Raw genomic sequence first — 24,589 nt, 5'->3', positions numbered from 1 at the left:
GCTGGATAGCCGAAAAGATGGTTGCCAGCACCTGGTAGTACTCGCGACCGTCTTTTAGATCTCGCTATCTCGGCTACTTTTGTGAGAGCTTCCGGCGGCTGGAAACGGCCGCCGGAACAATCAACACGAAGGCCACCACCAAGGACAGCACTATGAACAGGCTGCCCGTGGACAGTGCGACGCTAGATTCCAGCGCAAGCCGAGCGGCGTCGTCGTCCTCCGAAGTAGCTACAGGGGTCGCCACCGCAACCACCACCGCGAGACCCAGCGACATTCCCACTTGGTGGAACGTGTTGACCAGGCCGGACGCGGCACCGGCGTCCTCAACCGCGACGCCCGCAATGCCAGCCGAAGTCAGCGGCGCAAACGCAAGACCCTGACCTGCGCCGATCAGCAGCATGGGAAGCGCGAGGTCCGTGAGGTAGTTGGTGTTCACGTGCACATGGCTGAGCCAGAGCACTCCAGCGCAGGCGATTGCTATTCCGACGACGATGGGTAGCGTCGTGCCAAACCGGCGCGTGATAGCGGGGCTTGAGAGGGCAACGGCGAAGTTCACGATGGTCATCGGTAGGAACCCTGCGCCCGCTTGAAGCGGGGTGAAACCCAGAACGCCTTGCATGAACTGGCTGCTGAAATAGAAGAAACCGATCATTGCGCCCAAGAACAAGAGCCGCACGATATACGCGCCGGTGCGCTCGCGGCTTGCGAAGAGGCGTAGCGGCATGATGGGTTGCGCGGCTCGTCGTTCGTTGAAGACCAGCGCTGCCAACAGAATGACGCCGATGGCCAACGAGCTGAGCGTCGTCAGAGAGTTCCACCCTTGCTCCACTGACTCGATGACTCCGAAGACCACAGCGCCCACGCCGAAGGTCGCGAGGAGCGCGCCGGGAAGATCGAACTTCCCGCGTTGACGTTCACTTTCCGGAAGGTACTTCGGCGCTAGCGCGATCATGGCGATGCCGATCGGGACGTTGACGAAGAATCCGGCCCGCCACGAAATCCAGGACGTGAGCGCGCCGCCGAGAACGAGTCCAAGACTCGCACCGATGCCGACCGTCGCCCCGTACCACGAGATGGCGCGTGAGCGTTCGTTGCCCTCGGCGAAGCTCGAGGTGAGAAGGGATAACGTGGCGGGGGCGACGATGGCGGCGCCGATGCCTTGAAGCGCGCGGGACGCGATGATCCACCAACCTGCTGGGGCGATTCCAATGAGGAACGATGCCAAGGTGAAGATGGCGAGGCCGGCGATAAATACGCGGCGACGGCCTAGGAGATCGCCCGCTCGGGCGCCTAGGAGCAGGAATCCGCCGAACACCAGCGTGTAAATGTCCTGAACCCAGGACAGCTCGCCGGGCGTGAGATCCAGATCCGCTTGGAGGCTCGGCAGCGCCGTGAAGATCACGGAGTTATCGAGGAGCACCATGAAGTAGCTCAACAAGATGATGGTGAGGATCGCGGTCTGTTGAGAGACGCGTCCGGTAGATGGGCCTTCGGGCGAGGTGTTCGCCGTGGCGGGGGCGGACATTCGGGTTCCTGTCGTCATTCGTTGCGAGGTCATTTCACTACAACTCCCGCTCGAGGTGAGAACACTTCACTACAACTTTTTCGAAAAAAGCTGTATCAAAACGGCCTCGCATGGAGGTGGATGGTAGCCACTTTCCATACAACCGCGCTTTGAGCGGCCGGAGGAGTCCCTGTTGTTCCGGGTACTGGCATTACCCCCATGACGGACGGCCGGAAGACGGAGCACTGGCGCTGGAATAGTCCCGGGCATAGCAAAGCGGGCGGGTCGTATGGATTACGACGACGCCCGCTTGCGTTTTGCAGTCAAGCTTCCGAGATACTAACTGCTTCCGGGAACTGACCCCAGGAATTAGATGTTGGCTTCGGCCAGCCAGTCCTTCGCGATGGTCGCGGCAGGCAACTCTTCGTTGACGCTGCGCGAGTTCATGGCGATGAGTTCCTCAGGGGACATGGCGGCGCTGATCTTGTTGATGACCTCAGCGGCGGCGTCGTCCACGTTCTCGCTAGCGAGTGGGACTACGTGCGAAGCCAAGAACAGGCCCTTGGTGTCTTCGAGGGACACGAGGTCGTTTTCCTGGATGGAAGGATCGGCCGTGTAGATGATGGCGAGCTGGATGTCATCATCCTTGAGCGCCTTCACGGTCAAAGGTCCGCCACCGTCTTCAATCGGGGTGAAGGAGACGTCAACACTGTAGGTGCTCTTGAGGCCCTTTGGTCCGTTTGGACGGTTTTCGCCTTCGGAGTTACCGCCGAGGGTGAGTGGGGTGGTGACCTTTGCAAGGTCCTCAATGGTCTTGAGGTCCCACTTTTCAGCGAATGCCTTGGTGACTACGTAGGAGTCCTGGTCCGATGCTTCTGACTGGTCCAGAACGCGCAACCCGGACGGAGTAGCTTCCTTGAGGGCCGCGTAGACGTCATCGCTCAAGCGGGCCTTGGTGTCAGGTTCCCAGACCTGAAGCAATGGGCCGGAGTACTCGGGGAAGAGGTCGATTTTTCCGGATTCGATTTCCGGAATGTACACCTCGCGCTGTCCAATACGGAACTGGCGGTCAACGGTGTAGCCGGCGGCCTCGAGAGCCTGCGAGTAGATTTCGGCGATGATCTCGTTGGAGTAGTAATCCTGGGATCCCACTACAACGGTCTTTCCGGCGGCGGAGCTGCTGGCAGCGCTGCTGGAGGTGGCAAGAGGATCGGAGCTTCCACATCCGGCAAGTCCGAGGGCGCCAATCAGGGCGATGCCTCCGAATCCAGCGGTGAGTGTTCTGCGGGAGATAGTGCGAGTCATGATGGGTCCTTTCAACGGTGAGGTCATGAGACGAAATTTTTGGGTGGCTTAGACGGGACGGGGGCTGGTCGCGCGAGTCTTCGCGCGGTGAGGGGAAGCTTTGGCGGCTGCTCGGCGCTGGACCGCGGCAAGGAGGACTTCAAGAACAATGGCGAGAAGCACCACCAGCACGGAACCGGCGAGCATCTGTGGGTAATCACGGGATTTCAGACCGGCGAAGAGATAACGCCCCAGCCCGGTATCGGAGGTATAGGCAGCAAGGGTCGCGGTCGCCACCACTTGCAGGGTCGCAGCACGCAGACCACCGATCAGCACCGGCATCGCAAGCGGCAGCTCCACCTTGAAAATCACTTGTGACGGGCTCATACCAATGGCCCGAGCCGCCGCCACAGTGGACACATCCACGGACTGCACACCCGCATACGCGCCAGCCAGCAGGGACGGGATAGCCAGCACAATGAGCGCCAGGATCGGCGCCTCCAACCCAATACCCAGAGCCAAACCAAAGAGTGTGAGCAAACCCAGGGTCGGAATGGCTCGGGCAGCGCCAGTCAGCGCGCCCACGAACCCGGCTCCGCGTCGCGTGTGGCCAATCCACACGCCGATGGGCAGCGCGATGATCGCAGCGACCACCACGCAGATCACGGTCACCAGCAGGTGCTCTAGCAAGCGCGTGGGGATGCCGCTGCTCCCACTCCAGTGGGTAGGGTCAGCGAGCCAGGCGAAAGTTTCAGCGAAAAGATTCATGACGACGCCGCCGCTCGGGTTTGCTTGCCAGCTTTACGTGTGCGGGTCCACGGGGTGAGCGCCCTGCCGAGGAGAAGCAGAAGTGCGTCGAGCACGATGGCGAGCAGCGCCGTCGTAATAACTCCCGTGAGCACTTCGGCAGTGATGCCGCGTTGGAAACCGTCCGTGAGCAGCGTTCCCAGGCTTTGTACGCCAATGAGCGCGCCGATCGTCACCAAGCCAATGGTGGACACGGTGACTACTCGGATGCCGGAGAGCATGATGGGGAACGCGAGCGGCAGTTCCACGGTCCAGAAGATGCGCCGGGGTGAATAGCCAATCGCGAGGGCAGCGGCTTTAGCGTTGGGATCCACCGCCGAGAAAGCATCCGCTACGGTGCGCACCAACAAGGCAACACCGTAGAGACTGAGCGCCACGATCATGGTGGCGGCCGAGCGCAGCGGCGTTCCGAGGATCGCCGGAATGATGATCAAGAGCGGCAAGGCCGGGATGGCGTAGAGCAAGCTTGCGGCAACCAAGAGCGGTCCGCCAAGATTCGGAATGCGGTAGGCAAGGCGTCCGATCGGGATAGCAAGAAGCACGCTGATGAGGACGGCTGGAATTGTCAGCAACAGGTGTTCTCGAGAGAGCTCCACCACTTGCTCCCAATTCAGACTCAGCCAATTCATGAGCGGAAAACTCCCACCGGCTTCCCGTTGCCATCCACGGCAATGTCCTGACCGCCAACGTTCTTGATGCTCAGTGTGCGTTGGGCTTGGTCGGCGCCAATGAAATCGCGCACGAAGTCGTCCGCCGGGTGAGCCAAAATTTCCTCGGGCGTACCCTGCTGGGCGATGCGCCCGTGTTCGCGCAGCACCACCACTTGATCGCCGAGCAAAAACGCTTCGTCAATGTCATGCGTGACGAACAGGATGGTTTTGCCCAAGTCAGCTTGGAGTCGCAATAGTTCGTCTTGAAGCTCGCGGCGCACAATGGGGTCCACTGCGCCGAAGGGCTCGTCCATGAGCAAGATGTTGGGGTCAGAGGCTAGCGCCCGGGCCACGCCTACGCGCTGTTGCTGACCGCCCGAAAGCTCGGCGGGGTAACGCTTCGCGAGAGATTCAGAGAGACCCACTCGCTCCAGCAAGCCGAGCGCATCCGTTCGCGCCTTCGCGCGCGAGACACCGTTGAGCACGGGAACCGTGGCGATGTTATCGAGCACTGTGCGGTGGGGGAGTAGCCCACCCTGCTGCAGGACGTAGCCGATGGATCGGCGCAAAAGTACGGGGTTTGCGTCCCGGACGTCGAGATCGTCGATGAGCACGCGGCCGCTCGTGGGATCCACCATGCGGTTCACCATGCGCAAGAGGGTGGTCTTGCCGGAACCGGATGAACCCACCAAAACAACGGAGCGGCGTGATGGAATTTCAAGAGAGAAGCCGGATACCGCCGCAGATTCTCCAGGGTAAGTCTTGGACACGTCCTCGAAGCGAATCACTCGTGGACTCCTTCCCTTGTCTGCCGCAGCTTAGTGCACCAGAACAGCCGTCTGACTCTTGATGCTACTTTCTAAAACAGAAGCAACGCGAATCCCATTCCACTTATTTAGATTTCATATAACAGGAGAGATGCAGTGAATCAAAGGATGCGCGCCGTCGTACTGGACGCCCCGGGCCCCGTAACCAACCTCCGCCTACAAGAAATTCCGGTTCCCGAACCGCGCCCAGGCTGGGTCCGTATCAAAGTGAAGGCGTTCGGGTTGAACCGATCCGAACTGCACACCCGCTTAGGTTTCGCCGGCGACGCCGTGACGTTCCCGCGCGTCTTGGGCATCGAGGCCACGGGCGTAGTTGACCTCGATCCATCCGGAACGTTTGAACTGGGCCAACAAGTCATGACGATGATGGGCGGCATGGGCCGTTCCTTCGACGGCGGCTACGCCGAGTACACCGTGGTCCCGCGCTCGCAGGTCATTCCATTCCGCTCGGACCTGGACTGGGCGACCCTCGGTGCTGTGCCGGAGATGCTGAGGACCGCATACGGTTCCCTCACAGTGGGCCTGGATATGCAGCCGGGCCAGAGCATCCTGATCCGCGGCGGCACCTCCTCGGTGGGTATGGCTGCGGCGATCCTTGCCAAGCGCCACGGCCTCACGGTCCTGTCCACCACGCGCAATCCGGCGAAGGCGGAGGCGCTCACGGCCATTGGGGTTGATCACGTTGTAGTGGACGACGGCGCAGTCTCGCCCAAGGTGCGCGAGCTCATTCCCAGCGGGGTGGATTGCGCGCTGGAGCTCGTGGGCACGCCGACGTTGCAGGATACGTTGCGTGCTGTGCGGGTGCACGGTGTCACGTGTTTCACCGGGATGCTGTCCAACGAGTGGACCGTCAAGGACTTTTACCCCATCGACTACTTGCCCCGCGGTGTGCGTTTGACGGCGTACTCGGGTAACTCCGAGGATCTGCCAGCCGATGTGCTGCAGGGTTTCCTCGACGATGTGGCCGCCGGTAAGGCTCAGGTTCCCGTGGACTCGACGTTTGATATCGCCGATATTCAAGAAGCGCATGCGCGCATGGAAGAAGGGCATGCTCGCGGAAAGATGGTGGGCTTGACGGGGATGTAATCGGCTCCTCGCCGGAAGCGGCTAATCCAGAATCAAGTTGATGGACGGGTGATCTGCGAAGATCTCCAGAATGATCTCGAAGTAGGTGGGACCTGTGCCCGCACGGAGGTCATCTAGCTGCTTTTGAAGACTGCCCATGTTGAACCGGCCTTGGCTCTCGAGCTTCTCCAGGAACCACCGCTCCGTGGCGGCGAAACCGAGCGCCTCGCGGGAGTGCTCGTGGTCATGCCAGTGCACTGTGGCGGAAGCGTCGGCGGTGGGTTTATCGCTGTCGCCCTGATCCTCCGGCACTTCGTACAAGGCGTCGTTGAGCGCGTCCAAGCTGGGCCCGATGTTCCACGTCTTCTCGCGTTCTAGCATCAGGTTGATCTGATCATAGAACGTGGGGATGGAGTGAATGAGGGATCCGTTGAGATGCAGTGTCTTCATGGGTGCTCCCGCTGATTCGTCCGTTTTGTACGGAGTGACCCAAAAGAATGGGCCCAGTCGCGGTTGATTCCGCTACTGGGCCCATCTTCGCATGTGTTGATGCGTTGAGCTTTTAGTGCTCGGAGATGTGCTCTCCGGAGCGCTCGTCAGCAAGGATGCCTTCGGTCTTCTGAGGCTTGCGCTTGGCCAAGTTCTTGCGAACGAGAGGCCAGAACAAGACCAGAACAGCGGTGGCGATGAGGCTGGTCCACACCTGGGTGCGACCGGACTCGGTGGTCAGCATGACAATGATGATGAAGGCGATAGCCGCGAACAGCACAATGTTCAGCCACGGGTGCAGCCAGACCTTGAGCTTGAGGTTGGCAACCTCTTCCTTGGTCATCTTCTGGCGGATACGCATCTGGGTCAGCGCAATGAAAGCGTAGACGAACAGTGCAACGAGACCAGCCGAGTTCATGATGAAGTCGAAGACGCCCGAATCAGGAGCCGCGAAGTTCACGATGGTTGCCACGACGGCGCCAATGGTGGAAGCGAGCAATGCGAAGATCGGCACACCATTCTTGGAGCGCTTGGAGATGATCTTCGGCGCGAAGCCCTGATCTGCAAGGGCGGCGAACATACGCGATGCCGAGTACAAACCGGAGTTCAGCACAGAGATCACGGCGGTGAAGATGATCAGCTGCATGATGACAGCAGCACCCGGCAAGCCGAGCATGCTGAACACCAAAGTGAACGGCGCATTGGTGACGTCCGTTGGCTTCGGCAGTTCGTCCCAAGGGATCACCATGGTGATCACCAAGATGGCGCCTACGAAGAAGAGCAGGATGCGCCAGATGATGGTGGTGGAAGCCTGACGGATGCCCTTGGCAGGGTTCTCAGATTCAGCTGCTGCCATCACGGCGATTTCTGTACCGAAGTAGGAGAAGATCACGAGTGCCACGCCGGTGAACGCTACGGTGTAGCCGTTCGGGGCGAAGCCGCCATGAGCCCACAGGTTGGAAACGCTAATGGTGGAGTCTGGCCAGAGGCCAAGTGAGAAGAGCGTGCCAGCCACGAGGAACACCACAATGGCGATGACCTTGATGCTGGCGAGCCAGAATTCCACTTCACCGAAGGTGCGGACAGAGACAGCGTTGGTGCCAATGAAGATCAGGATGAGGATCAGCGACCAAGCCCAGGCCGGCAAGAACGTGAACCATGCGTGCATGGTTTCGCCGCCCAAGACTGCTTCGTAGGCGAGAACGCCCACCCAGAAGTACCAGTACAGCCAGCCCACCAGGTAGGCGGCCCAGTTGCCGAGTCCCACGCGGGCGTATTCCATGAAGGAACCAATCGCGGGGCGTGCGGCGGCCATTTCGCCAAGCATGCGCATAGCCAAGAACACCAAGAGTCCACCGATGAGGTAGGACACCACTGCGGCCGGGCCAACGGCGCGGATCACGTTTCCGGAGCCCACAAAGAGGCTCGCGCCGATGATTCCACCGAGGGTAATCATGGTGACGTGGCGCGGCTTGAGTTTCTTGTGCCCAGCGGCGGGAACTACTACACCGGCTGTGGTTTCGGGTGACACCGGCCGGTTATAGGCGGACTCTCGTGAAGAATCTGAAGGGATCACGAAGTGCACGTCCTTTCGAAGGTCCCTTTGACGCGAGTGATGAGACTGAAGGCGCCTAGAGGGATGTAAGAGGGAGTCGAGTGCGGCGATCTGAAAAAGGCTCGATGCACAACACCATTACTGATGATGGATACACAATAGAGCTCGTGATAGCACGCACAATATTTTTGATCGTTTTGGTCTTGTTCCGTGTTGTCATGCAGGTGTTTTATTTCGTGACCTTTTCGGCCGTGCGTCAGTTCTAAATGTCATATCTCTATATATAGAGTTACGTCAAAGACTTCACCATACTTTTTGGAGACAACGTCGTGACCCCTAATACCTCTGAAGCGCAGCGCGCTGAAGTTCATAAGACCATTTGGCGCATCGCCAATGACCTTCGCGGTTCCGTGGATGGGTGGGACTTCAAGACCTACGTTTTGGGGATTTTGTTCTACCGATTTATTTCGGAGAATCTCACGGCTTACATCAATAAGGGAGAGCACGACGCCGGAGATTCGGCTTTCGATTACACCCTTCTGTCAGATGACAATGCGGAATTCGCGCGCGAGCAGGTGGTGGAGGATAAGGGTTTCTACATTCTTCCGTCGGAGCTGTTCCAGAATGTGAGGAGGGCAGCTGCTCAGGATGAAAACCTGAACGAGACCCTCGAGCGCGTCTTCAGGAACATTGAAGGCTCTGCCATCGGCACGGACAGTGAAGCCGATATCAAGGGCTTGTTCGACGACCTCGACGTCAACAGCTCGAAGCTCGGCAACACCGTGGCCAAGCGCAACGAGAAGCTCGTGAAGCTCTTGGACGCTATCGGGGATCTGCCGCTGGGCAAGTTTGGCGACAACTCTATTGACCTCTTCGGTGATGCCTATGAGTACCTCATGCAAATGTATGCATCCCAAGCCGGCAAGTCTGGAGGTGAGTACTACACGCCTCAAGAAGTGTCCGAAGTTCTCGCGCGCATCACTGTGCATGGCAAGACCAGCGTCAATAAGGTCTACGATCCTGCCGCCGGTTCTGGTTCTCTGTTGCTGAAGTTCGCCAAGGTCCTGGGCCCAGAGAACGTGGGTGGTTTCTTCGGTCAAGAGATCAACCTGACCACCTACAACCTGGCTCGCATCAACATGTTCTTGCATGACGTGGGGTTCGAGAAGTTCAGCATCGCCCACGGCGATACGTTGCTAGATCCATTCCACTGGGACGACGAACCCTTTGAGGCGATCGTCTCCAATCCGCCGTATTCCATCAAATGGGACGGCGACGCCAACCCGGTGCTCATCAACGATCCACGCTTCTCACCGGCGGGTGTTCTGGCACCGAAGTCCAAGGCGGACCTCGCGTTCACCATGCACATTCTGAGCTGGCTCTCTGTCGACGGAACTGCTGCGATCGTCGAGTTCCCCGGTGTGCTCTACCGAGGTGGGGCCGAACGCAAGATCCGCAAGTACTTGATTGACAACAACTACGTCGATGCCGTCATCCAGTTACCTGCCGATCTGTTCTTCGGAACAACTATCGGCACCTGCATCATCGTGTTGAAGAAGTCCAAGAAGGATAACTCTGTGCTGTTCTTGGACGCTTCGGCCGAATTCAAGCGTGTGGGCAACAAGAACAAGCTGCTCCCGGACAATCAGGACCACATCGTCGATACGCTCGCCTCGCGAACCGATGTAGAGCATGTTGCGAAGCTTGTCTCCAACGAGGACATTGAAGCCAACGACTACAACATCGCTGTGTCCTCCTACGTGGAAAAGAAGGATGAGCGCGAAGAAGTCGACATCACCGCGCTCAACGCCGAAATCGCTCGTATCGTCGCTCGCCAGCAAGAACTCCGCGTCTCCATCGACGCCATCGTCGCTAATCTGGAGGGCGCCAAGTGAGCCGGATCCATGAACTGATTGAGTCGCTTTGCCCGGACGGTGTTCAACGAGTTTCGCTTGGAAATGTGACGACCAACTTCGACAGCAAGCGTCGTCCAGTGACGAAGAGCGACCGGAAAATCGGCGCTTATCCATACTACGGTGCAAACGGGATTCAAGACTGGGTAGACGATTACTTGTTCGATGGCATTTTCCTGCTGGTTGGTGAAGACGGAAGCGTACAGACGCCAGACGGGAAGCCTGTATTGAACTGGGCGGAAGGGAAGATCTGGGTAAACAATCATGCGCATGTGCTGCAATCGTCAACGGACAACTTGGACCTCCGGTTTCTTTTCTTCGTCCTTCAAACTATTGAAATTCGATCTCTTGTAACCGGTGGAACTCAGCCGAAACTCAATCAGAAGAACCTAAATTCGATTCAAGTTCCGCTCCCACCTCTCGAGGTGCAGCAGGAAATCGTGAGAATATTGGACCAGTTCACTCAGCTGGAGGCGGAGCTGGAGGCGGAGCTGGAGGCTCGACGTGCCCAGCAGTCTCACATTCACCGTCTGGTGGTGAAGACTTTGGAAAGCAGCAAAGTTCCTCTGGTTCCTTTGGGTGATACCGGTACTTGGTTCGGCGGAGGGACACCTTCTAAGTCGGTGTCTGACTTCTGGTCGAACGGAACGATTCCGTGGATCTCGCCGAAGGACATGGGACAACCTGTCGTTCATTCGACAGAAGATCACATTACGGAGCGGGCGATTGCTGCTTCGGCTACCAAGCTAATTCCTGAGGGATCTGTAGCTATAGTGACGCGGTCCAGTATCTTAGACCACACACTTCCGATCGCTTTTGTCCCCCAAGAAGCGACGCTAAATCAGGATGTAAAAGCGGTAAGGAGCCACGCGGGAATTGAACCGGAGTATTTGTTTCACATTCTTCGGACGATGAGACCGACGCTACTGAGATTCGCTCGTCGTGAGGGTGGCTCTGTTGCATCTCTGGAAACCAAAAAACTAATGAGTTTTAGGATCCCAGTCCCAGACTTGAACGAACAAAAGCGCATTATTGATTTGCTCGAGAATTTTGAAATGCTCGTCAGTGATCTGACGTCTGGATTACCCGCTGAGCTAGCAGCCCGTCGAAAACAGTACGAGTACTACCGTGACAAGCTTCTGACCTTCAAGGAACTAGCGGCATGAGTGAGATTCGGGTTCCTAGCATTGCGCCTATTGCGGTGTCTGATGAAAGCACAGTGGTTGCGGAGTTTGTTGCGGAAGACCATGCGGAGACTGCCTATCAGTCGGAGTCTGCTCTTGAGCGTGAGCTCATCAAGCTTTTGCAGTCTCAGGCGTACGAGTACTTGCCGATTACCTCGGAATCGCAGCTCGTCGACAATTTGCGGACGCAGCTTGAGAAGCTCAATCGAGTGCAGTTCACGGAATCCGAATGGAAGAGCTTCTTCGGAAACCAGATCGCCGGCAAGAATGACGGTATCCAGGAAAAGACTGTCCGCATTCAGGATGATCACGTGCTGAACCTTCAGCGAGAAGACGGTTCCACCAAGAACATCTCGCTGATCGACAAGAACAATATTCACAACAACTTCCTGCAAGTCATTAACCAGTACGAACTCGATCAGGGAGAAGGCGGAGCTCGCTACGCCAACCGGTATGACGTGACCATTTTGGTCAATGGTCTGCCGATGGTTCATATTGAGCTCAAGCGTCGCGGCGTGGACATTCGCGAGGCTTTCAACCAGATCAACCGCTACCAGCGGGACAGCTTTTGGGCAGGGTCCGGACTCTTTGAGTACGTGCAGCTTTTTGTGATCTCCAACGGAACGCTCACCAAGTACTACTCCAACACCACCCGGAATCAACACCTCAAAGAGGAAAAGAACCAGGCTAAGACCAAGAAGTCATCGAACTCCTTTGAGTTCACGTCCTGGTGGGCTGACGCCAAGAACAAGCCGATTCAGGATCTGACGTCCTTCACCAAGACGTTCTTTGCCAAGCACACGCTGCTGAACATCCTCACTAAGTACTGTGTGTTGACGGTGGACCGATCGCTCATGGTGATGCGTCCGTACCAGATTGTGGCGACGGAGCGGATCCTCAAACGCATCGAAATCGCCATCAACTACAAGGACCTGGGAACGGTCAAAGGTGGCGGCTACATTTGGCACACCACGGGTTCGGGCAAAACGCTCACGAGCTTTAAGACCGCGCAGCTCGCCAAGAAGATCCCAAGCGTCAAAAAGGTGCTCTTTGTGGTGGACCGCAAGGATCTGGATTACCAGACCATGCGCGAGTACGACCGCTTCGAGAAAGGCTCGGCCAACTCCAATACATCGACGGCCGTGCTGAAGCGTCAGCTCGAAGATCCGAGCGCGCAAATCATCATCACCACCATCCAGAAGCTCTCCAACTTCATCAAGACCAACAAGGGTCACACCATTACCAACGAGCATGTGGTGATCATTTTCGATGAGTGCCATCGCTCCCAGTTCGGTGACATGCACCGAGACATTACGAAGGCGTTCAAGAACTACAACCTGTTTGGATTCACTGGAACGCCGATCTTCTCAGACAGCAACGTGGTGGCTAAGAACCCCAAGTTCTCCACCACGGAACAGGTCTTCGGCGACTTGCTGCACACGTACACGATCGTCAACGCGATTGTGGACAAGAACGTGCTGCCGTTCCGCATCGACTACATCAACACCATCAAAACCGGCTACATCGAGGACAAACAGGTCTCCGCAATTGATACCGAAAGCGCGCTGCTGGCGCCTCAACGTATCTCCGAGATCGTCTACTACACGCTGGAACACTTCGACCAAAAAACCAAGCGTTCCTCCAGCTACGAACACTCGATCATCGCGAACGTCCCCGAGTCCACCCGCATCCGCAATGCTGCCGAAGCCATCCGTGTGCGCAAGCGCTCGCGCGGCTTCAACGCGATCTTCGCGACCGCATCCATCCCCGCTGCTCGCGCGTACTACGCTCACTTCCAACGCGCTCAAAAGGATTTGCGCCCGGACGAGCGCCTCAAGATTGGGTTGATCTACTCTTACGGAGTCAATGACGACGACGATGCCAGCACCCTGGACGAAGAAGAATTTGATACAGCCGGAATGAGCGGGGACGACCGCACCTTCTTAGAAGGCGCTATCTCCGACTACAACAAGATGTTCGGAACCAGCTACGACACCACGTCGGACAGCTTCCAGAATTACTACAAAGACTTATCCCAGCGCATGAAGAACCGTGAGCTGGACATGGTCATTGTGGTCAACATGTTCCTCACTGGGTTCGATGCCACTACGCTCAACACCTTGTTCGTGGACAAGAACCTGCGCATGCACGGCCTGATTCAGGCGTTCTCGCGCACCAACCGCATCCTGAACTCGGTCAAGACCTACGGCAACATCGTGTGCTTTAGGAATTTGGAGGACGCCACCAACGACGCTCTGGAAAGGTACGGCAACGAGCAAGCAGGCGGCGTCGTACTCATGAAACCCTTCACCGAGTATTACGACAGCTACCAAGCGAAGACGCAAGAGCTGCTCACCCTGTACCCGCTGGGAACGCCGATCATCGGCGAAACCGCGCAAAAGGAATTCATCAAGCTCTTCGGTGAGATCCTGCGAGTGCTCAACATCCTGACCGCCTTCGACGAGTTTACGGGCAAAGAGCTCATGAGCGATCGTCAAGTGCAGGACTACCGCAGCCTGTACTTGGACTTCTACCGCGATTTCCGTGGCCAGAAGGATGGTGAGAAGGAAGCCATCAACGATGACGTGGTCTTCGAGATCGAACTCATCAAGCAAGTCGAAATCAATGTTGACTACATCCTGCTGCTCGTGGAGAAGTACCGTTCCGCACACGGTGAGGGTGAGGACAAGGAAGTGCGAGCGGAGATTTCCCGCGCCATCGACGGCAGCCCGTCACTGCGGAATAAGAAGGACCTCATCGAAGCTTTCGTTGACTCGGTGACTGTTGCCGGGCCGATTGACGTGGTGTGGGAATCCTTCGTGGATGACAAGCGTGAAGAGGAACTGCAGCGCATCATCGAGGAAGAGAACCTCAAAGACTCTGAGACCCGCTCCTTCGTGGAGCGAGCTTTCCGCGACGGCGAACTGCGGACTACCGGCACTGCCATCACTCAAGTGATGAAGCCGGTCTCGCGCTTCGCTCCACAAGGCGGACTCGGCGAGAAAAAGAAGAGCGTGGTGTCCCGTCTAGGGGACTTCTTTGACCGGTTCTTCGGGCTGAGTGGGGCTGGGCGGAGTAACTAATGACGGCCACTGTCTAACCGACAGAAGCCTCACTATGCCGTTGGTGCCTCGGCCATAACCATGAAGTAGCGGGAATGCGTTTTCTTTATGGTTTCCAACGAGTCGCTATTCAAAGAGACGTATTCGATGTTTGAATCGTGTCGGCCCTTTTCAAGCTTGAGTCTTTGAACGAGCGCAAGACGAGGGCCGCCAGATCCTTTGAACTCGCGAATCTTGCTACGGCCGGTTTTTCGGTTGTATTCGATGAGAAATCCAGACATTACCCCTCCTCTCGTGCGATCTGCCGTTGGATGAATAGGTCTCTCAGTGTAGCGCAGAAATCAAATATCTCACGCTGCATCGCGACAATTTCCTGATCCAAACCGGCCGCAAAACTCTCTATCGCTTTAGATCGATCAACATCAAATGTGGCCCAATCTTTGGGTAATATCTCAGTCTTGCGCCTGGACGGACTCTGGCCAATTCTTGCCTCTTCAAGAAAGCCGATCTGCTGCGAGAGCCCGTGGAGGCTTCGAACGATCTGAGCTCGATCTTCGTCCAAAGGGATCCAGCCGTACCGAATGTCACGGCCGAAATAGTCCGCGGCAGCCTCGTACATATTTGCCCACTCGCCTTGAAGGTGAGTTCTGATCTGAACCTCAACGTGAACCGGCCTGGGTTTCGTAGAGAGCCGTGTTACGCAGCAGCGGGCTCGCTGCTGTCCCGTGGTTCATCGTAATACAACGCTTCGTACTCCACCGGCGGCAGGTCCCCGATACTCGAATGCAGTCTCTGAGTGTTGAACCAGCTCACCCACGCAGCGGTAGCCTGCTCGACCTGCTGCCAGGACTCCCAGAGCTTTTGTTCGTGCCAAATCACCTCGGCTTTGAACAGTCCGATCGTGGACTCCATCAACGCGTTATCCAGCGCATCACCGATCGTGCCGATCGAACCGGTGATGCCCGCCGCGGCCAGTTGCTCGGTGAATGCCAGAGCTGTGTACTGGCTGCCGGCGTCACTGTGATGCAAAAGCCCCTGCGTGGTGAACTCGCTGTTGGTCCTACGCCGGATGAATAACGATTGTTCCAAGGCCGATTGCACCAAAAGGCTGGTCTTGGTTCTCATCACCGGCCACCCGAGAATCCGACGCGAGAAGACATCGGTAATAAAGCTGACATAGCAAAAACCCTGGGGTGTCCACACATAGGTGAAGTCCGCCACCCACCATTGATCCGGTCGCGTGGGCCAGTTCCATCGGCGTTGGACGTGGTCCGGATGCCGCAGGCCCTGCGGATCCTGGCGGGTCGTGACCGTGGTGCGTTTCCCACGCCGGATCCCGGTGATGCCCAGCAGCTTCATCAGCCGTTCGACCTGATCCCGGCCTGCCTCGATACCGGCACGCAGCGCTGCTTTCCACAGCTTCCTGCGCCCATACAGACGGCGGTTAGCCGCCCAGAGGTCGTAGATGCTGTTGGCCAGGTACGCGTCGGTCAGGTCGTGGTCGCTGGGACCGAATCCGCGGGCCTGATGGGCATAGAAAGTGGACGGGGCAATCGTGATGCCCTGCTCGCGCAGGGCATCACAGATCGGCTCGACCCCGAACCGGTGCTGGTACTCGCGAATGTAGGCGATTACTGTCCGAGTTTGCGGTCGAGCTCCGCTGCCGCGAAAAAAGCTGACGCGGTCTTCAGGATCTCGTTCGCCCGCCGCAGTTGAGCGTTCTCGCGCCGCAAGCGCGCCACTTCTTCGTTGGCCGGCTCTTGACTGGCTGACGCCGCAGGGGTGAGGCCCTCGCCTTGCTCTCGACGGATCCAGTTGCGCAAGGTGCCGGGATTAATACCCAGCAACTCACCGATCTCTTGGCGCGCCCGGGTCTGTGCGATGTTTCCCTGCTCCAGGCGTTCTTGGTAGAGGCGGACCGCTCGGGCCTGGGACTCGGCGTCGTATTTGCGTGGTGCTGGCATGATTCCTATTCTCCGTGTTAGATCATGCTCTCCCGCAAACCCAGGCCGGTTCAAACTACTTCGGGAAACCTTTTGTTCTCTCTACACCCGGAGGCGACCCGGTGGCCTTGACCCCCGGATTCAGCTTCGACATGCTGGGGGGTGTAACTCGCGATCCTGCCAGACCCGGGTTACGCTTAAATTGAATTATCTCAAAGATAACGATGCCCGAGACCTGCCAGTCTCGGGCATCACTTTTTAACCCACGCTGACCTGCACCTATCACAACTGCCCGGAAAATAAGGGCAAGCGCCGAATCGAAAGCGAAGAAAATTCGATTTTGCTTTGGGCGTGTCGCTCATTGAGGTGCTGCCTGTGCAAGCGCCATTTCCGGTGTAGGCACTCTTTTCGCTGTGCTTGGCTGTAATTGTTTATGGTGCTATGAGACAAGTCATGTTTTCAAAATCCAGCTAAACATCTTTGTCACCTCTAGATTAGATAGATCTCTTGTGGGTATATTTAATGATGTCAGCCTCGATCAGAGTAAAAATTCTATAAACTATTTACTTTATCGAGGGGTCTGCACTTCACGTCTTATCTGAGAGGCTTGAGAATGAAGCTAACTAAACTTTTGGTGATTGCAGCGATGGCTGTGGGTCTATTAGTTCCTACAGCAGCAAATGCCGCCCCGGCGGCTCTTGCAGCGCCCGCTGTTGTTTCAAACCAGGTTGCAACGCCTGCAGCTGGTGGCAGGTTCTGCAGTCCCAACCACTTTGGTTTTTCCAACTGGAACGGACTTCAAACTTGGCTGAACAAAAAATATCCATATCGCGCTAAAACTCAGGTATGGCAGGCACCGAACGACACTTCTGTCTGGAACACATACTGCGTCTTGACTTCAAGTAAGGCCTACACCGTAAATGACACTGTCTACCCTCAGAGCATTACCCAAAAAGATGGGACTAGGATCAGTCTTCGGCTAGGAAGTAAAAGCGGTGGGTACACGATTGACATCAAACGTCCTGGTGTCTCAAAACTGTACAAAGTTCATGTAGCTAAGTAGCTGCTAGATCGTGAGACGGCTTAGTGATGTTGAATTAGAGATCATCGAAAACGGCGAGGACGACTGGGTACTCTTCGCTCATGTCATGGGGATTGTGGCAGATTCCAGTCGAACTACTCTAAGCGAACCTGAAGTACTGGAGATTGCATCATCAGTTTGTCTTGACTTGTGTGAGTCAGGTTTCGCGAAATTAGGCAGGTACACAGATAAAGAAGCTTTTGTCGCCTGGCCTGAAAGCGGCGCCGAACTTCGCCGGAGATTGCGAAACGAAATCGATCATCCACCTCGGGGAATCGATAGGGAGCTAAACCTCATGCGGATCATGGTGGATATCCTTCCGGAAGGCTTACGAGCTTGGAAACAGGAACCATAAAATTGTTTTGGTCAGCAGGGTAATCGGAAGCAGTACTTCTTTTAGAAGTACTGCTTCCTTTGTTCCTAAGAGAAGTTGTTCATTGTTCAGTTCGGAGCCCAGTGCAGCGCCCCCAGGAAGTGGGGTTGGAACGAGCCGTCGGAGACGGCCAGGCCCGTCAAGCCATTTAGGGCACCTAAATGTATAGCTTGCTCCGTCGCAATGCTGCACGGTCGCTATTCCTCCGACGTCCTGCGCGGCTTTCTAAGGCGTTGGAACGTGACCACATGCAGTTGAGTTCTCTGGAACCTGTTCGAGGAGCTCTGAGCCGGTGAGAAAGCCGCCCAGGCACACACGTAAGCACGCTTACCTCATGATCCGTCCGGATCAGTATCCAGCCCGTTGAGCTGGCACCCAGCCGTTGTTGTGTGGACCGAACTTAGCCGGCTGTTTTTGATCGGTGGTTCGCCGGCCTATTTCGGTCACACTGAACCGTCCCGGGAATCATGCCGCTTGTTTGTTGGCGGCGTCGTCGGGTAACGAGCTGGTTTGTAGATCATAATATGTCTGCTCGTATTCCTCTGGCGTTTGGTGGTCCAGGGCGGAATGCAGGCGTTCGTTGTTGTACCAGTGGACCCACTCGAAGACGATTTCCATGACGTCGGTTTCGGTCTTCAACGCCCCGCTGCGGAACGGTGAATCCTTCGCAACGGCCTCGTTCTTGAACAACCCCATCACGGTCTCGGCTGCTGCGTTGTCATAGGCGTCACCAACGCTGCCAATGGACGGTTGTAGGCCCTCCAAGGCCAGGGTGTCGGTGTACCGGATCGAGGTGTACTGGCTTCCGGCATCGCTGTGGTGAATTAGTCCCGTCGGTGCCGGGCGGCCGGTGTGTTCGCGCCGCCACAAGGCCATCCGCAGGCAGTGTTCGACAAACGCGGTGTCCTTGACGGTTGAAGTTTCCCAGCCGAGGATCGCCCGGGAATACAGGTCGATGACCAGGGCAACGTAGACGAATCCGGAGTAGACCGGGACGTACGTAAAATCAGTGACCCAGATCTGGTTCGGAGCCGCGGCGGTGAAGTCCCGGTTCACCAGGTCCCCGGCACGGCGGCCGTCCTTGCCGGGGATGGTGGTGCGGGTCTTGCGGCCTCTGACGAGCCCGTTCATGCCTTCTTCGCGCATGAGCCGGTCCACGGTGTGTTTGGAGGCTTCCGGGAAGCCGTTACGGCGCAGCCACTGTGTCATTTTCCGCCGTCCGTAGATGATCTCGGGACGGGGGCGTCCCTTCGCGTCGGGGACTTTCACAGCACGAAGTGCATCGGTGAGGCGGGCGTCTTCGATGGTGCGCAGGGCTGGAAGGCGTTTCTTCCACGCCCGGTAGGTTCGTGCGGCGACCCGCACGCCCTGCTCCCGCAGGACGGCACAGATCGACTCGACCGCGTAACCTTCAGCGCGCATTTCGTCGATGAATCGACAGATCAACGGCGGCGAGGGTCGAGCTCCCTCGCGAAGAAAATCGAGGCCTGTTTCAGGATCTCGTTAGACTCTTTCAAGTCCCGCACCTCAGCCCGGAGCCGCTTGATTTCCTCCAACTCATCAGTGCTTGGTCCGGTCTTCTCACCGGCATCGATTTGAGCCTGGACAACCCAGCGCCGGAGCGATTCAGGGCCCACCCCGAGCTTCGGGGCCAGTGCCTTGCAGGCAGCATAGACAGACGGGTATTCGGACAACCGATCCATGGTCATGCGCACTGCACGGTCACGAACTTCGGGCGGGAACTGCTTGGGCATAGTCACTATCTTTCTCACAGAAGATAGCGGCATCAAACCCGGGACGGTTCAGCCACGATGTTGAGTCATACGAATGTCATGTACTTCTGTGGAAGTTTTTTGGAAAGTATTGGTTGTACTAGTGTTTAGTTCTTGCGGATATAAGCGCGTCAATCGTTTCAGAGTGGTTAGTTAGTCGGGTGGCCCTGAGGCATTTGCGAACACGGAATGGAGCAACAGCAAATTGAAGTCGGACTACATCTCAATTGACCAACTAGATCCGTTTGGGTCGAACCCGCCAATTACTCTCGTTCACAGCGCACCTGAAGATACAATTGGTGCGCTTTCTCTGCCGTTAGACTCGGCGCTTCGACTCCGCGATGAGCTACTCCCAGAAATATTCCTGGATGCGCTTCTAGTACGCAAGGATAGCGATGTTCTGATTGTGGGTTTCCACGGGGCACTGAATCAGGAGAAGACCAATTTGCCTCGATTCGAGCGGCTATCCACAGTCTTGAAGTATCCAGTCAGCAGCATATTCTTTGGGGATCCCGCCCTCTGGAAATCACGCGATCTCCAGCTGGCTTGGTATACAGGGTGGAACGGGTTAGACCTGCAAAGAGTCATTGCAGATTGGGCATTGGCTGCGGCAAAGTTGGTCGGAGCGAAGAAACTGGTATTCACAGGCTCATCCGGGGGCGGGTTTGCGGCGCTTCAGATTTCAGCTTTGATTCCCAACAGCTATGCCTTGGTTTTCAACGCGCAAACGGATATAGCTAACTATCGAATCAACGGCACAGGATTTGGCGCGCAACGCACCTTTGTAAATGTCGTGTGGCCAGAAATTGCGGCGGACTTTAAGCATCACTCGGATATAGAGTCGCCCGCTTGGGCGGACATCTTGGGATCTAGGTCTTCAGCCGTTGAAAGATACGCGCAGCCTACTGCAAATCACGTTTTCATAGTTCAGAACGTAGAGGAGTTTCATTTTGAAGACCACTTTCTTCCATTCCTCGACGCGGCAAAAAAGGGCGGCAATATATCCCGCGTCAAAATGAAAACTTACTTGGATGGCCCAGTTCATGCTCAACCGAAGGCTGATGAATTCATAGAAGCTTTCGAAGAAGCCCTCCATTGGATCGAGGGCCTGCCTCTTACGTTATTGGACTAATTAGGAGGAAGGCGTTTGAGCCAACAAGCACAAATCTATCTTCGGGGCGATAATTCTGGATATCGCTATACGTTTGATTCATCTTTGGCAGGGCTAAGGCATGAACCTGCTAAACGTGCTTCCGCCTCTTCCCATAAATTTCCAAGTCTAATCGCTTCTTTCTCACTCATAAGCTTGCGGTTTTTATAATAGAAAGTCCCAGGAAAGAGCGTTATTTCGCCGAGATAGACATGCTTTCCTGAGGTATACATGTCAACTCTGCAAAATGCTGAGGGGACTGCTATTGAGACCCGCCGGGCCACTGCGAGTATTTCAGAGGCATTATCTGGGGCAGCTCGTTCAACGATTTCCTCAAGATGCAATGCCTTATCAGCGATACCAAATCTTTCGTGAACATCGAGCATTGGCGTGAAATCACCGTTGAAGTACGAAGCTCGGGTTCTCTCTCGCATGTGGTCCTCTATCAGAATAAAACCACAAGTGCCCTGAAACATATAGGCGCGAATATCGGCCGGCGGAACATCTCCGCTGTCGTCCCTGAGTAACTCTTCCACAAGATATTGGCCACGTTGAGAGTCAGAGTAGTAATTTTCAGCCAATTCTTCGTAACTCATTCTGAGTGTTTCGATCGTCATTTGCTCCGATGAAACGAGGCTCTGGAAATCAGTACCACGCTTGGCGAGGAGATATACGCCTTTCGAGGTGGAAAGATACTCTGGCTTTACAACAAATTCTTCTGGGAAATCGAACTCCAATAACGCTGACAGGCTCCCTTGAAATAGGAGCGCTGGTGTTCGTACACCGATGGAATCCGCAAAAGGACGTATGAATGCTTTCTCGCCAAGTCTTTCAGGCAGTCCCTCCTCGAATCTATTGATTCGTCGACTCATGCGCTCGAAATAGTCCATCTAACTGCCTTCAGACGATGAAATTGAGATACGTTGCGAAACAAAAATGAGAGGAGCGCCGGATACAGTCCAAATCCTTGGTCGCCTGCGCTCCTCTCGTATGGCCTTATTGTTCAGTCTGAATTACTTGCGCCAGACGTACGACGGCACCGCTTGGTACTCGATGCAGGAGTCCGGACGACTCGAAAAGATCCCATACGGGAAGATCTGAAACGGCGGCTCGAAGTCCGCAGGACGTGGCTTCTGCAACTGCATACCCAAAGGATTCGTTTAGGGATGTTGAAACCAACCATCCCTTCGCGTCCCTGACCGAACGATATGCATTCGCCATAGTTTTTGGCGAAAGATTAAGGTATATGCGAACTCTACTGAGAACTCCCATAGCAGCGCACTCGCTAAGGAACTTATTAGCTCTTGTTGGATCGTCTTCGAGGCTGACGACAACATGACCGACATAATTATCTGGCAGACTTCCCAATAATCTGGCGAAATGCGCAAATGCCTTACCGCTGTCAAAGCGCCCGATCCAGAGTAGAGGGATCTTTCCGGAATCGTCGAAGCCAGAATTTTCGAAGAAGCTTGCTGGACCGTCCACCGTAAAGTTTGTCGTGTCAACCAGGTTCGGCAGAACCGTCAATCGTTTCCAAGTTCTTCGAGGCAACAAGTCACGGATTTTATCCAGCATCACTTGCGACGGGGCATGAATTGCGGCGAGTCTATCAAGTTCAAGAATCTTGATTTCATTCTCGATAATTCCCATATCCGACGAGTGAAATTCATAGTGGACGGCGTTCTGTTCCAGAGCAGACAATTCATTTGCGATTTCTGGCGCGCTTAAAACGGAGATTTCGTCGTATTGCACCTGATTCGACAAGAAATTGGCGTAGTTCTTTGCTCGTGAGCTGGTTACAACAACAGTTTCCACATTATGTAGGTCGACAAAGCTGTCTGCGCCACCCTTGTCGTTGAAAAAGAGTGTGTCAAATGTGTTCTGGGGCTCGGCGGTAGCTCTTCCGCGAATTACTGCGCTAACGCCACCTTTGGAAAGGTTGGGGTAAACAATGAGTTTACGCATTTAGGGACTCCTTAACAACGATTCCGTAGTAGTCGAGGCATTGACGAGCGCGACTATCCCAGTCGCTGTTCTGAACCATCACTTCTAGCGCTTTAATCTCTTCAGCTGTGTATGGTTCAGTGAGGGCTGCTTGCAATTGCAGAACTAGTTGCTCCGCACCTCGATAGACATAGGTGGAGGGGTATTCCTCGACGCTGCCCATGGGGGCGGTCACGCATCGCAGTCCCCAAGCGAAATACTCGTAGATTTTGTTCGGGTCCACTGATCGAGTCAATGGAATGTCGAGGAACGGGATCAAGCCGACTTTCCAGGTTGGAACGATGGAGGCAAGCTCTTCATGGGTCTTTGGGCCAAGAATAACTACGTTGCTTGGAAGATCAAGGTTTGCAGGAGCGCCATGGCCAATGATCTCAAACTGAACATGAGGGAGCATACGAGCTGCTGACAGGACGGCTGGCCAGTCGAACCATGCGGGAGTGAGGTGTCCAACGTATCCGACAACGAGACTGTTTGCTCGTTGGTCAAACTGGTCTTGAGTTCTCAAATCAGCCGAAGCGTCGATCACAGAGCGGTTAACGGCATTTGGAACCACAACGTGATCACTCAGTTTTGGCCACATAGAGACTAATTTTTCATCGAGCCCAATACTAACGCTGACAACCTTGTCCGCAATGGTGAGCATCTGCCGTTCCAAGGAAGGTGCGTACCACTTTGAGTATCCGACTCGGTTGAATTCTTCCATGTCATCCCTAGCCTCGTAGATGACCTGCCAGCCCTCGGTTTTTAGTCTCGTTGCCAAAGTTACCGAAGCTAGACTCGGGAAAGAGCTGGAAATGAACGTAGATTCGTTTGGCATTCCCCGCTTTATCAGAGTCTCAACCAGCCGTCCGTACTCACTTCGTGGGACCTGCAAAATATGATCCGAGAAGCGCGGTTCGAATTCCTGGATGGAAGAGAATGGCAAGAAAATTACCCACGCACCCAAACGAGCAAATGCCTTAGCCAGATTGTTCGGTCGAAGAGCACGAGTGTCGTCCCCCATAGGTGGTGCCGTAGTGTCGATAACGATGAGGGGTTCGCCCTCTGGGATATCAGACAGGAACCCATCAATATCTACAAAGTCAGACGTGATTGGCGTCACGTCGAGTGGTCCATTGATAGTTACTTCCGGATCCCCCCATTCAACGCCCTTGATTTCTATTGAGGAGACGTTTGGTCGAGGAACTACATTGAATTCGAACTCCACGACGCCAGCATCACCCTTGATCTGGAAAAATGGCCCGTGTACTGGATTCTGCGGAAGATGACCAGGGGGCAACATCTTCCGTCCTTCCCGATCAACAAACGCAACAGTTAGCAACGCAGTGCTCTTGGAACTTGGCAGGGAAGCTTGCCCTGAAATTGTGACGCTCTTCATCGAATCCGCAATTTCGAGAGACTGCGAGAAATCGCGAATATGAATAGGTAGCGTGCTGCCACTGGGAAGTTGAACGGGGTAGGGGTCAATTCCTTGTCGAACGACGATCACGTCTTCCAAGATCCAAGTGTTGACGTTGGAACGCCACTTGACCCCCTGAATTACGAACATTGCGGAACGAGCCGGCGCCTCAACTCCAAATGTTGTCACGCCGATTTCGTCGGCATTGACTAAGTACTGGTAGGTTCCAGCCTTTTCCGAAGAGCTTTTCCAGCCGGGAATTTCGAGCTCGACGCCATCTTCATCCAAGAACCGGAGTGCAAAGAGAGCGGAACGTGGCGAAGGATCATCCGAGACAGACTCGGAGAATACTGTAATCTCAGTCCCCGCTGAGACTTCGATTACTTTTGTCACATCATCAATGGGTGTCATTGAAATTGTGCGGTCGGAAAGCTCATAGCCGTCCTTGGATATCATCGTTGCTCCCTTGTGACTGAAGACTTGGGGCAACCAGCCCAGCTTCTATTCTCACTGATTTGCGTCGGTCG

20 protein-coding genes and 1 other annotated feature are annotated in these 24,589 nt (G+C 55.6%); of the genes, 6 read left to right on the top strand and 14 right to left on the bottom strand.

What is annotated here, in order from left to right; genetic code table 11:
- Positions 1–73: 73 nt before the first annotated feature.
- The 5 genes from HD598_RS04430 to HD598_RS04410 form a co-directional block, all read right to left on the bottom strand.
- On the bottom strand, positions 74–1,525 hold the full coding sequence (locus HD598_RS04430; protein ID WP_183664108.1) for an MFS transporter: 1,452 nt from the start codon (positions 1,523–1,525) through the stop codon (positions 74–76).
- A gap of 348 nt (positions 1,526–1,873) precedes the next feature.
- Positions 1,874–2,809: an ABC transporter substrate-binding protein gene (locus HD598_RS04425; RefSeq protein ID WP_183664106.1), complete on the bottom strand. Its 936-nt coding sequence runs from the start codon at positions 2,807–2,809 to the stop codon at positions 1,874–1,876.
- Positions 2,810–2,857: 48 nt separating this feature from the next.
- A complete protein-coding gene (locus HD598_RS04420; RefSeq protein WP_071894010.1) occupies positions 2,858–3,556 on the bottom strand; it encodes an ABC transporter permease in 699 nt (232 codons plus the stop codon).
- Positions 3,553–4,224, bottom strand: a complete 672-nt coding sequence (locus HD598_RS04415) for an ABC transporter permease (RefSeq protein ID WP_071894009.1) — start codon at positions 4,222–4,224, stop codon at positions 3,553–3,555. Before HD598_RS04415 ends, HD598_RS04420 begins: the two co-directional genes overlap by 4 nt.
- Entirely contained in the window at positions 4,221–5,033 is an 813-nt protein-coding gene (locus HD598_RS04410) for an ABC transporter ATP-binding protein (protein WP_183664104.1), read from the bottom strand. Before HD598_RS04410 ends, HD598_RS04415 begins: the two co-directional genes overlap by 4 nt.
- A 135-nt stretch (positions 5,034–5,168) precedes the next feature.
- On the opposite strand from HD598_RS04410, the gene HD598_RS04405 reads away from it, so the two are divergent.
- A complete protein-coding gene (locus tag HD598_RS04405; RefSeq protein ID WP_183664102.1) occupies positions 5,169–6,158 on the top strand; it encodes a zinc-binding alcohol dehydrogenase family protein in 990 nt (329 codons plus the stop codon).
- Positions 6,159–6,179: 21 nt separating this feature from the next.
- On the opposite strand, the gene HD598_RS04400 is transcribed toward HD598_RS04405, so the two are convergent.
- Both HD598_RS04400 and HD598_RS04395 read right to left on the bottom strand, forming a co-directional pair.
- Entirely contained in the window at positions 6,180–6,587 is a 408-nt protein-coding gene (locus tag HD598_RS04400; RefSeq protein ID WP_183664100.1) for a barstar family protein, read from the bottom strand.
- Positions 6,588–6,699: 112 nt separating this feature from the next.
- Complete coding sequence (locus HD598_RS04395) at positions 6,700–8,082, bottom strand: amino acid permease (RefSeq protein ID WP_183666583.1); 1,383 nt, start codon at positions 8,080–8,082, stop codon at positions 6,700–6,702.
- A gap of 428 nt (positions 8,083–8,510) precedes the next feature.
- On the opposite strand from HD598_RS04395, the gene HD598_RS04390 reads away from it, so the two are divergent.
- From HD598_RS04390 to HD598_RS04380, 3 genes are read left to right on the top strand one after another with little or no spacing between them, the layout of a single operon-like run.
- Positions 8,511–10,076 carry a type I restriction-modification system subunit M gene (locus HD598_RS04390; protein ID WP_183664098.1) on the top strand — a complete coding sequence of 522 codons (1,566 nt, stop codon included), beginning with the start codon at positions 8,511–8,513 and terminating at the stop codon, positions 10,074–10,076.
- Positions 10,073–11,260 carry a restriction endonuclease subunit S gene (locus tag HD598_RS04385; RefSeq protein ID WP_183664096.1) on the top strand — a complete coding sequence of 396 codons (1,188 nt, stop codon included), beginning with the start codon at positions 10,073–10,075 and terminating at the stop codon, positions 11,258–11,260. The genes HD598_RS04390 and HD598_RS04385 overlap by 4 nt, the downstream gene beginning before the upstream one ends.
- Positions 11,257–14,361 (top strand): type I restriction endonuclease subunit R, encoded by a 3,105-nt coding sequence (locus tag HD598_RS04380; protein WP_183664094.1) that lies wholly within the window; start codon positions 11,257–11,259, stop codon positions 14,359–14,361. The genes HD598_RS04385 and HD598_RS04380 overlap by 4 nt, the downstream gene beginning before the upstream one ends.
- A gap of 32 nt (positions 14,362–14,393) precedes the next feature.
- On the opposite strand, the gene HD598_RS04375 is transcribed toward HD598_RS04380, so the two are convergent.
- The 3 genes from HD598_RS04375 to HD598_RS04365 all read right to left on the bottom strand — a co-directional run bounded on the left by HD598_RS04375 (position 14,394) and on the right by HD598_RS04365 (position 16,304).
- Positions 14,394–14,621, bottom strand: coding sequence for a hypothetical protein (locus tag HD598_RS04375; RefSeq protein WP_183664092.1), 228 nt, complete (start codon positions 14,619–14,621; stop codon positions 14,394–14,396).
- Complete coding sequence (locus HD598_RS13295; protein ID WP_221244594.1) at positions 14,621–14,959, bottom strand: hypothetical protein; 339 nt, start codon at positions 14,957–14,959, stop codon at positions 14,621–14,623. Before HD598_RS13295 ends, HD598_RS04375 begins: the two co-directional genes overlap by 1 nt.
- A gap of 77 nt (positions 14,960–15,036) precedes the next feature.
- Positions 15,037–16,304, bottom strand: a protein-coding gene (locus HD598_RS04365; RefSeq protein ID WP_183664090.1) for an IS3 family transposase whose coding sequence is annotated in 2 segments (ribosomal slippage) — positions 15,037–16,016 and positions 16,016–16,304 — 1,269 coding nt in all. Because the reading frame shifts where the segments join, the coding sequence is not laid out codon by codon here.
- Positions 15,886–16,017, bottom strand: a sequence feature (AL1L pseudoknot). Its footprint overlaps the gene before it by 132 nt.
- Before the next feature lie 592 nt (positions 16,305–16,896).
- On the opposite strand from HD598_RS04365, the gene HD598_RS04360 reads away from it, so the two are divergent.
- Positions 16,897–17,346, top strand: a complete 450-nt coding sequence (locus tag HD598_RS04360; protein ID WP_183664088.1) for a hypothetical protein — start codon at positions 16,897–16,899, stop codon at positions 17,344–17,346.
- Between the two features lie 856 nt (positions 17,347–18,202).
- Here HD598_RS04360 and HD598_RS04355 read toward each other — a convergent pair.
- Positions 18,203–19,491 (bottom strand): IS3 family transposase gene (locus HD598_RS04355; RefSeq protein WP_183662812.1). Its coding sequence is split into 2 segments (ribosomal slippage): positions 18,203–19,218 and positions 19,218–19,491, totalling 1,290 coding nucleotides; the frame shifts between segments, so codons are not numbered across the junction.
- A gap of 223 nt (positions 19,492–19,714) precedes the next feature.
- Between HD598_RS04355 and HD598_RS04350 the strand changes: the two genes are divergently transcribed.
- Positions 19,715–20,641 carry a hypothetical protein gene (locus HD598_RS04350; RefSeq protein ID WP_183664086.1) on the top strand — a complete coding sequence of 309 codons (927 nt, stop codon included), beginning with the start codon at positions 19,715–19,717 and terminating at the stop codon, positions 20,639–20,641.
- A gap of 65 nt (positions 20,642–20,706) precedes the next feature.
- Here the strand turns inward: HD598_RS04350 and HD598_RS04345 are convergent, their stop codons facing one another.
- The 3 genes from HD598_RS04345 to HD598_RS04335 form a co-directional block, all read right to left on the bottom strand.
- The gene (locus HD598_RS04345) at positions 20,707–21,549 is read right to left on the bottom strand and encodes an ATP-grasp fold amidoligase family protein (RefSeq protein WP_183664084.1); all 843 of its coding nucleotides are present in this window, start codon (positions 21,547–21,549) and stop codon (positions 20,707–20,709) included.
- Between the two features lie 106 nt (positions 21,550–21,655).
- Positions 21,656–22,624, bottom strand: coding sequence for a glycosyltransferase family protein (locus HD598_RS04340; RefSeq protein WP_183664082.1), 969 nt, complete (start codon positions 22,622–22,624; stop codon positions 21,656–21,658).
- Positions 22,617–24,518, bottom strand: coding sequence for a glycosyltransferase family protein (locus HD598_RS04335; protein ID WP_183664080.1), 1,902 nt, complete (start codon positions 24,516–24,518; stop codon positions 22,617–22,619). The genes HD598_RS04340 and HD598_RS04335 overlap by 8 nt, the downstream gene beginning before the upstream one ends.
- Positions 24,519–24,589 lie beyond the last annotated feature (71 nt).

The sequence above is a fragment of the Neomicrococcus aestuarii genome (genome assembly GCF_014201135.1).
Classification (GTDB): Bacteria; Actinomycetota; Actinomycetes; order Actinomycetales; family Micrococcaceae; genus Neomicrococcus; species Neomicrococcus aestuarii.
The sequence above is the reverse complement of the archived record's forward strand: the minus strand, read 5'-3'. Positions and strand labels throughout refer to the sequence as shown.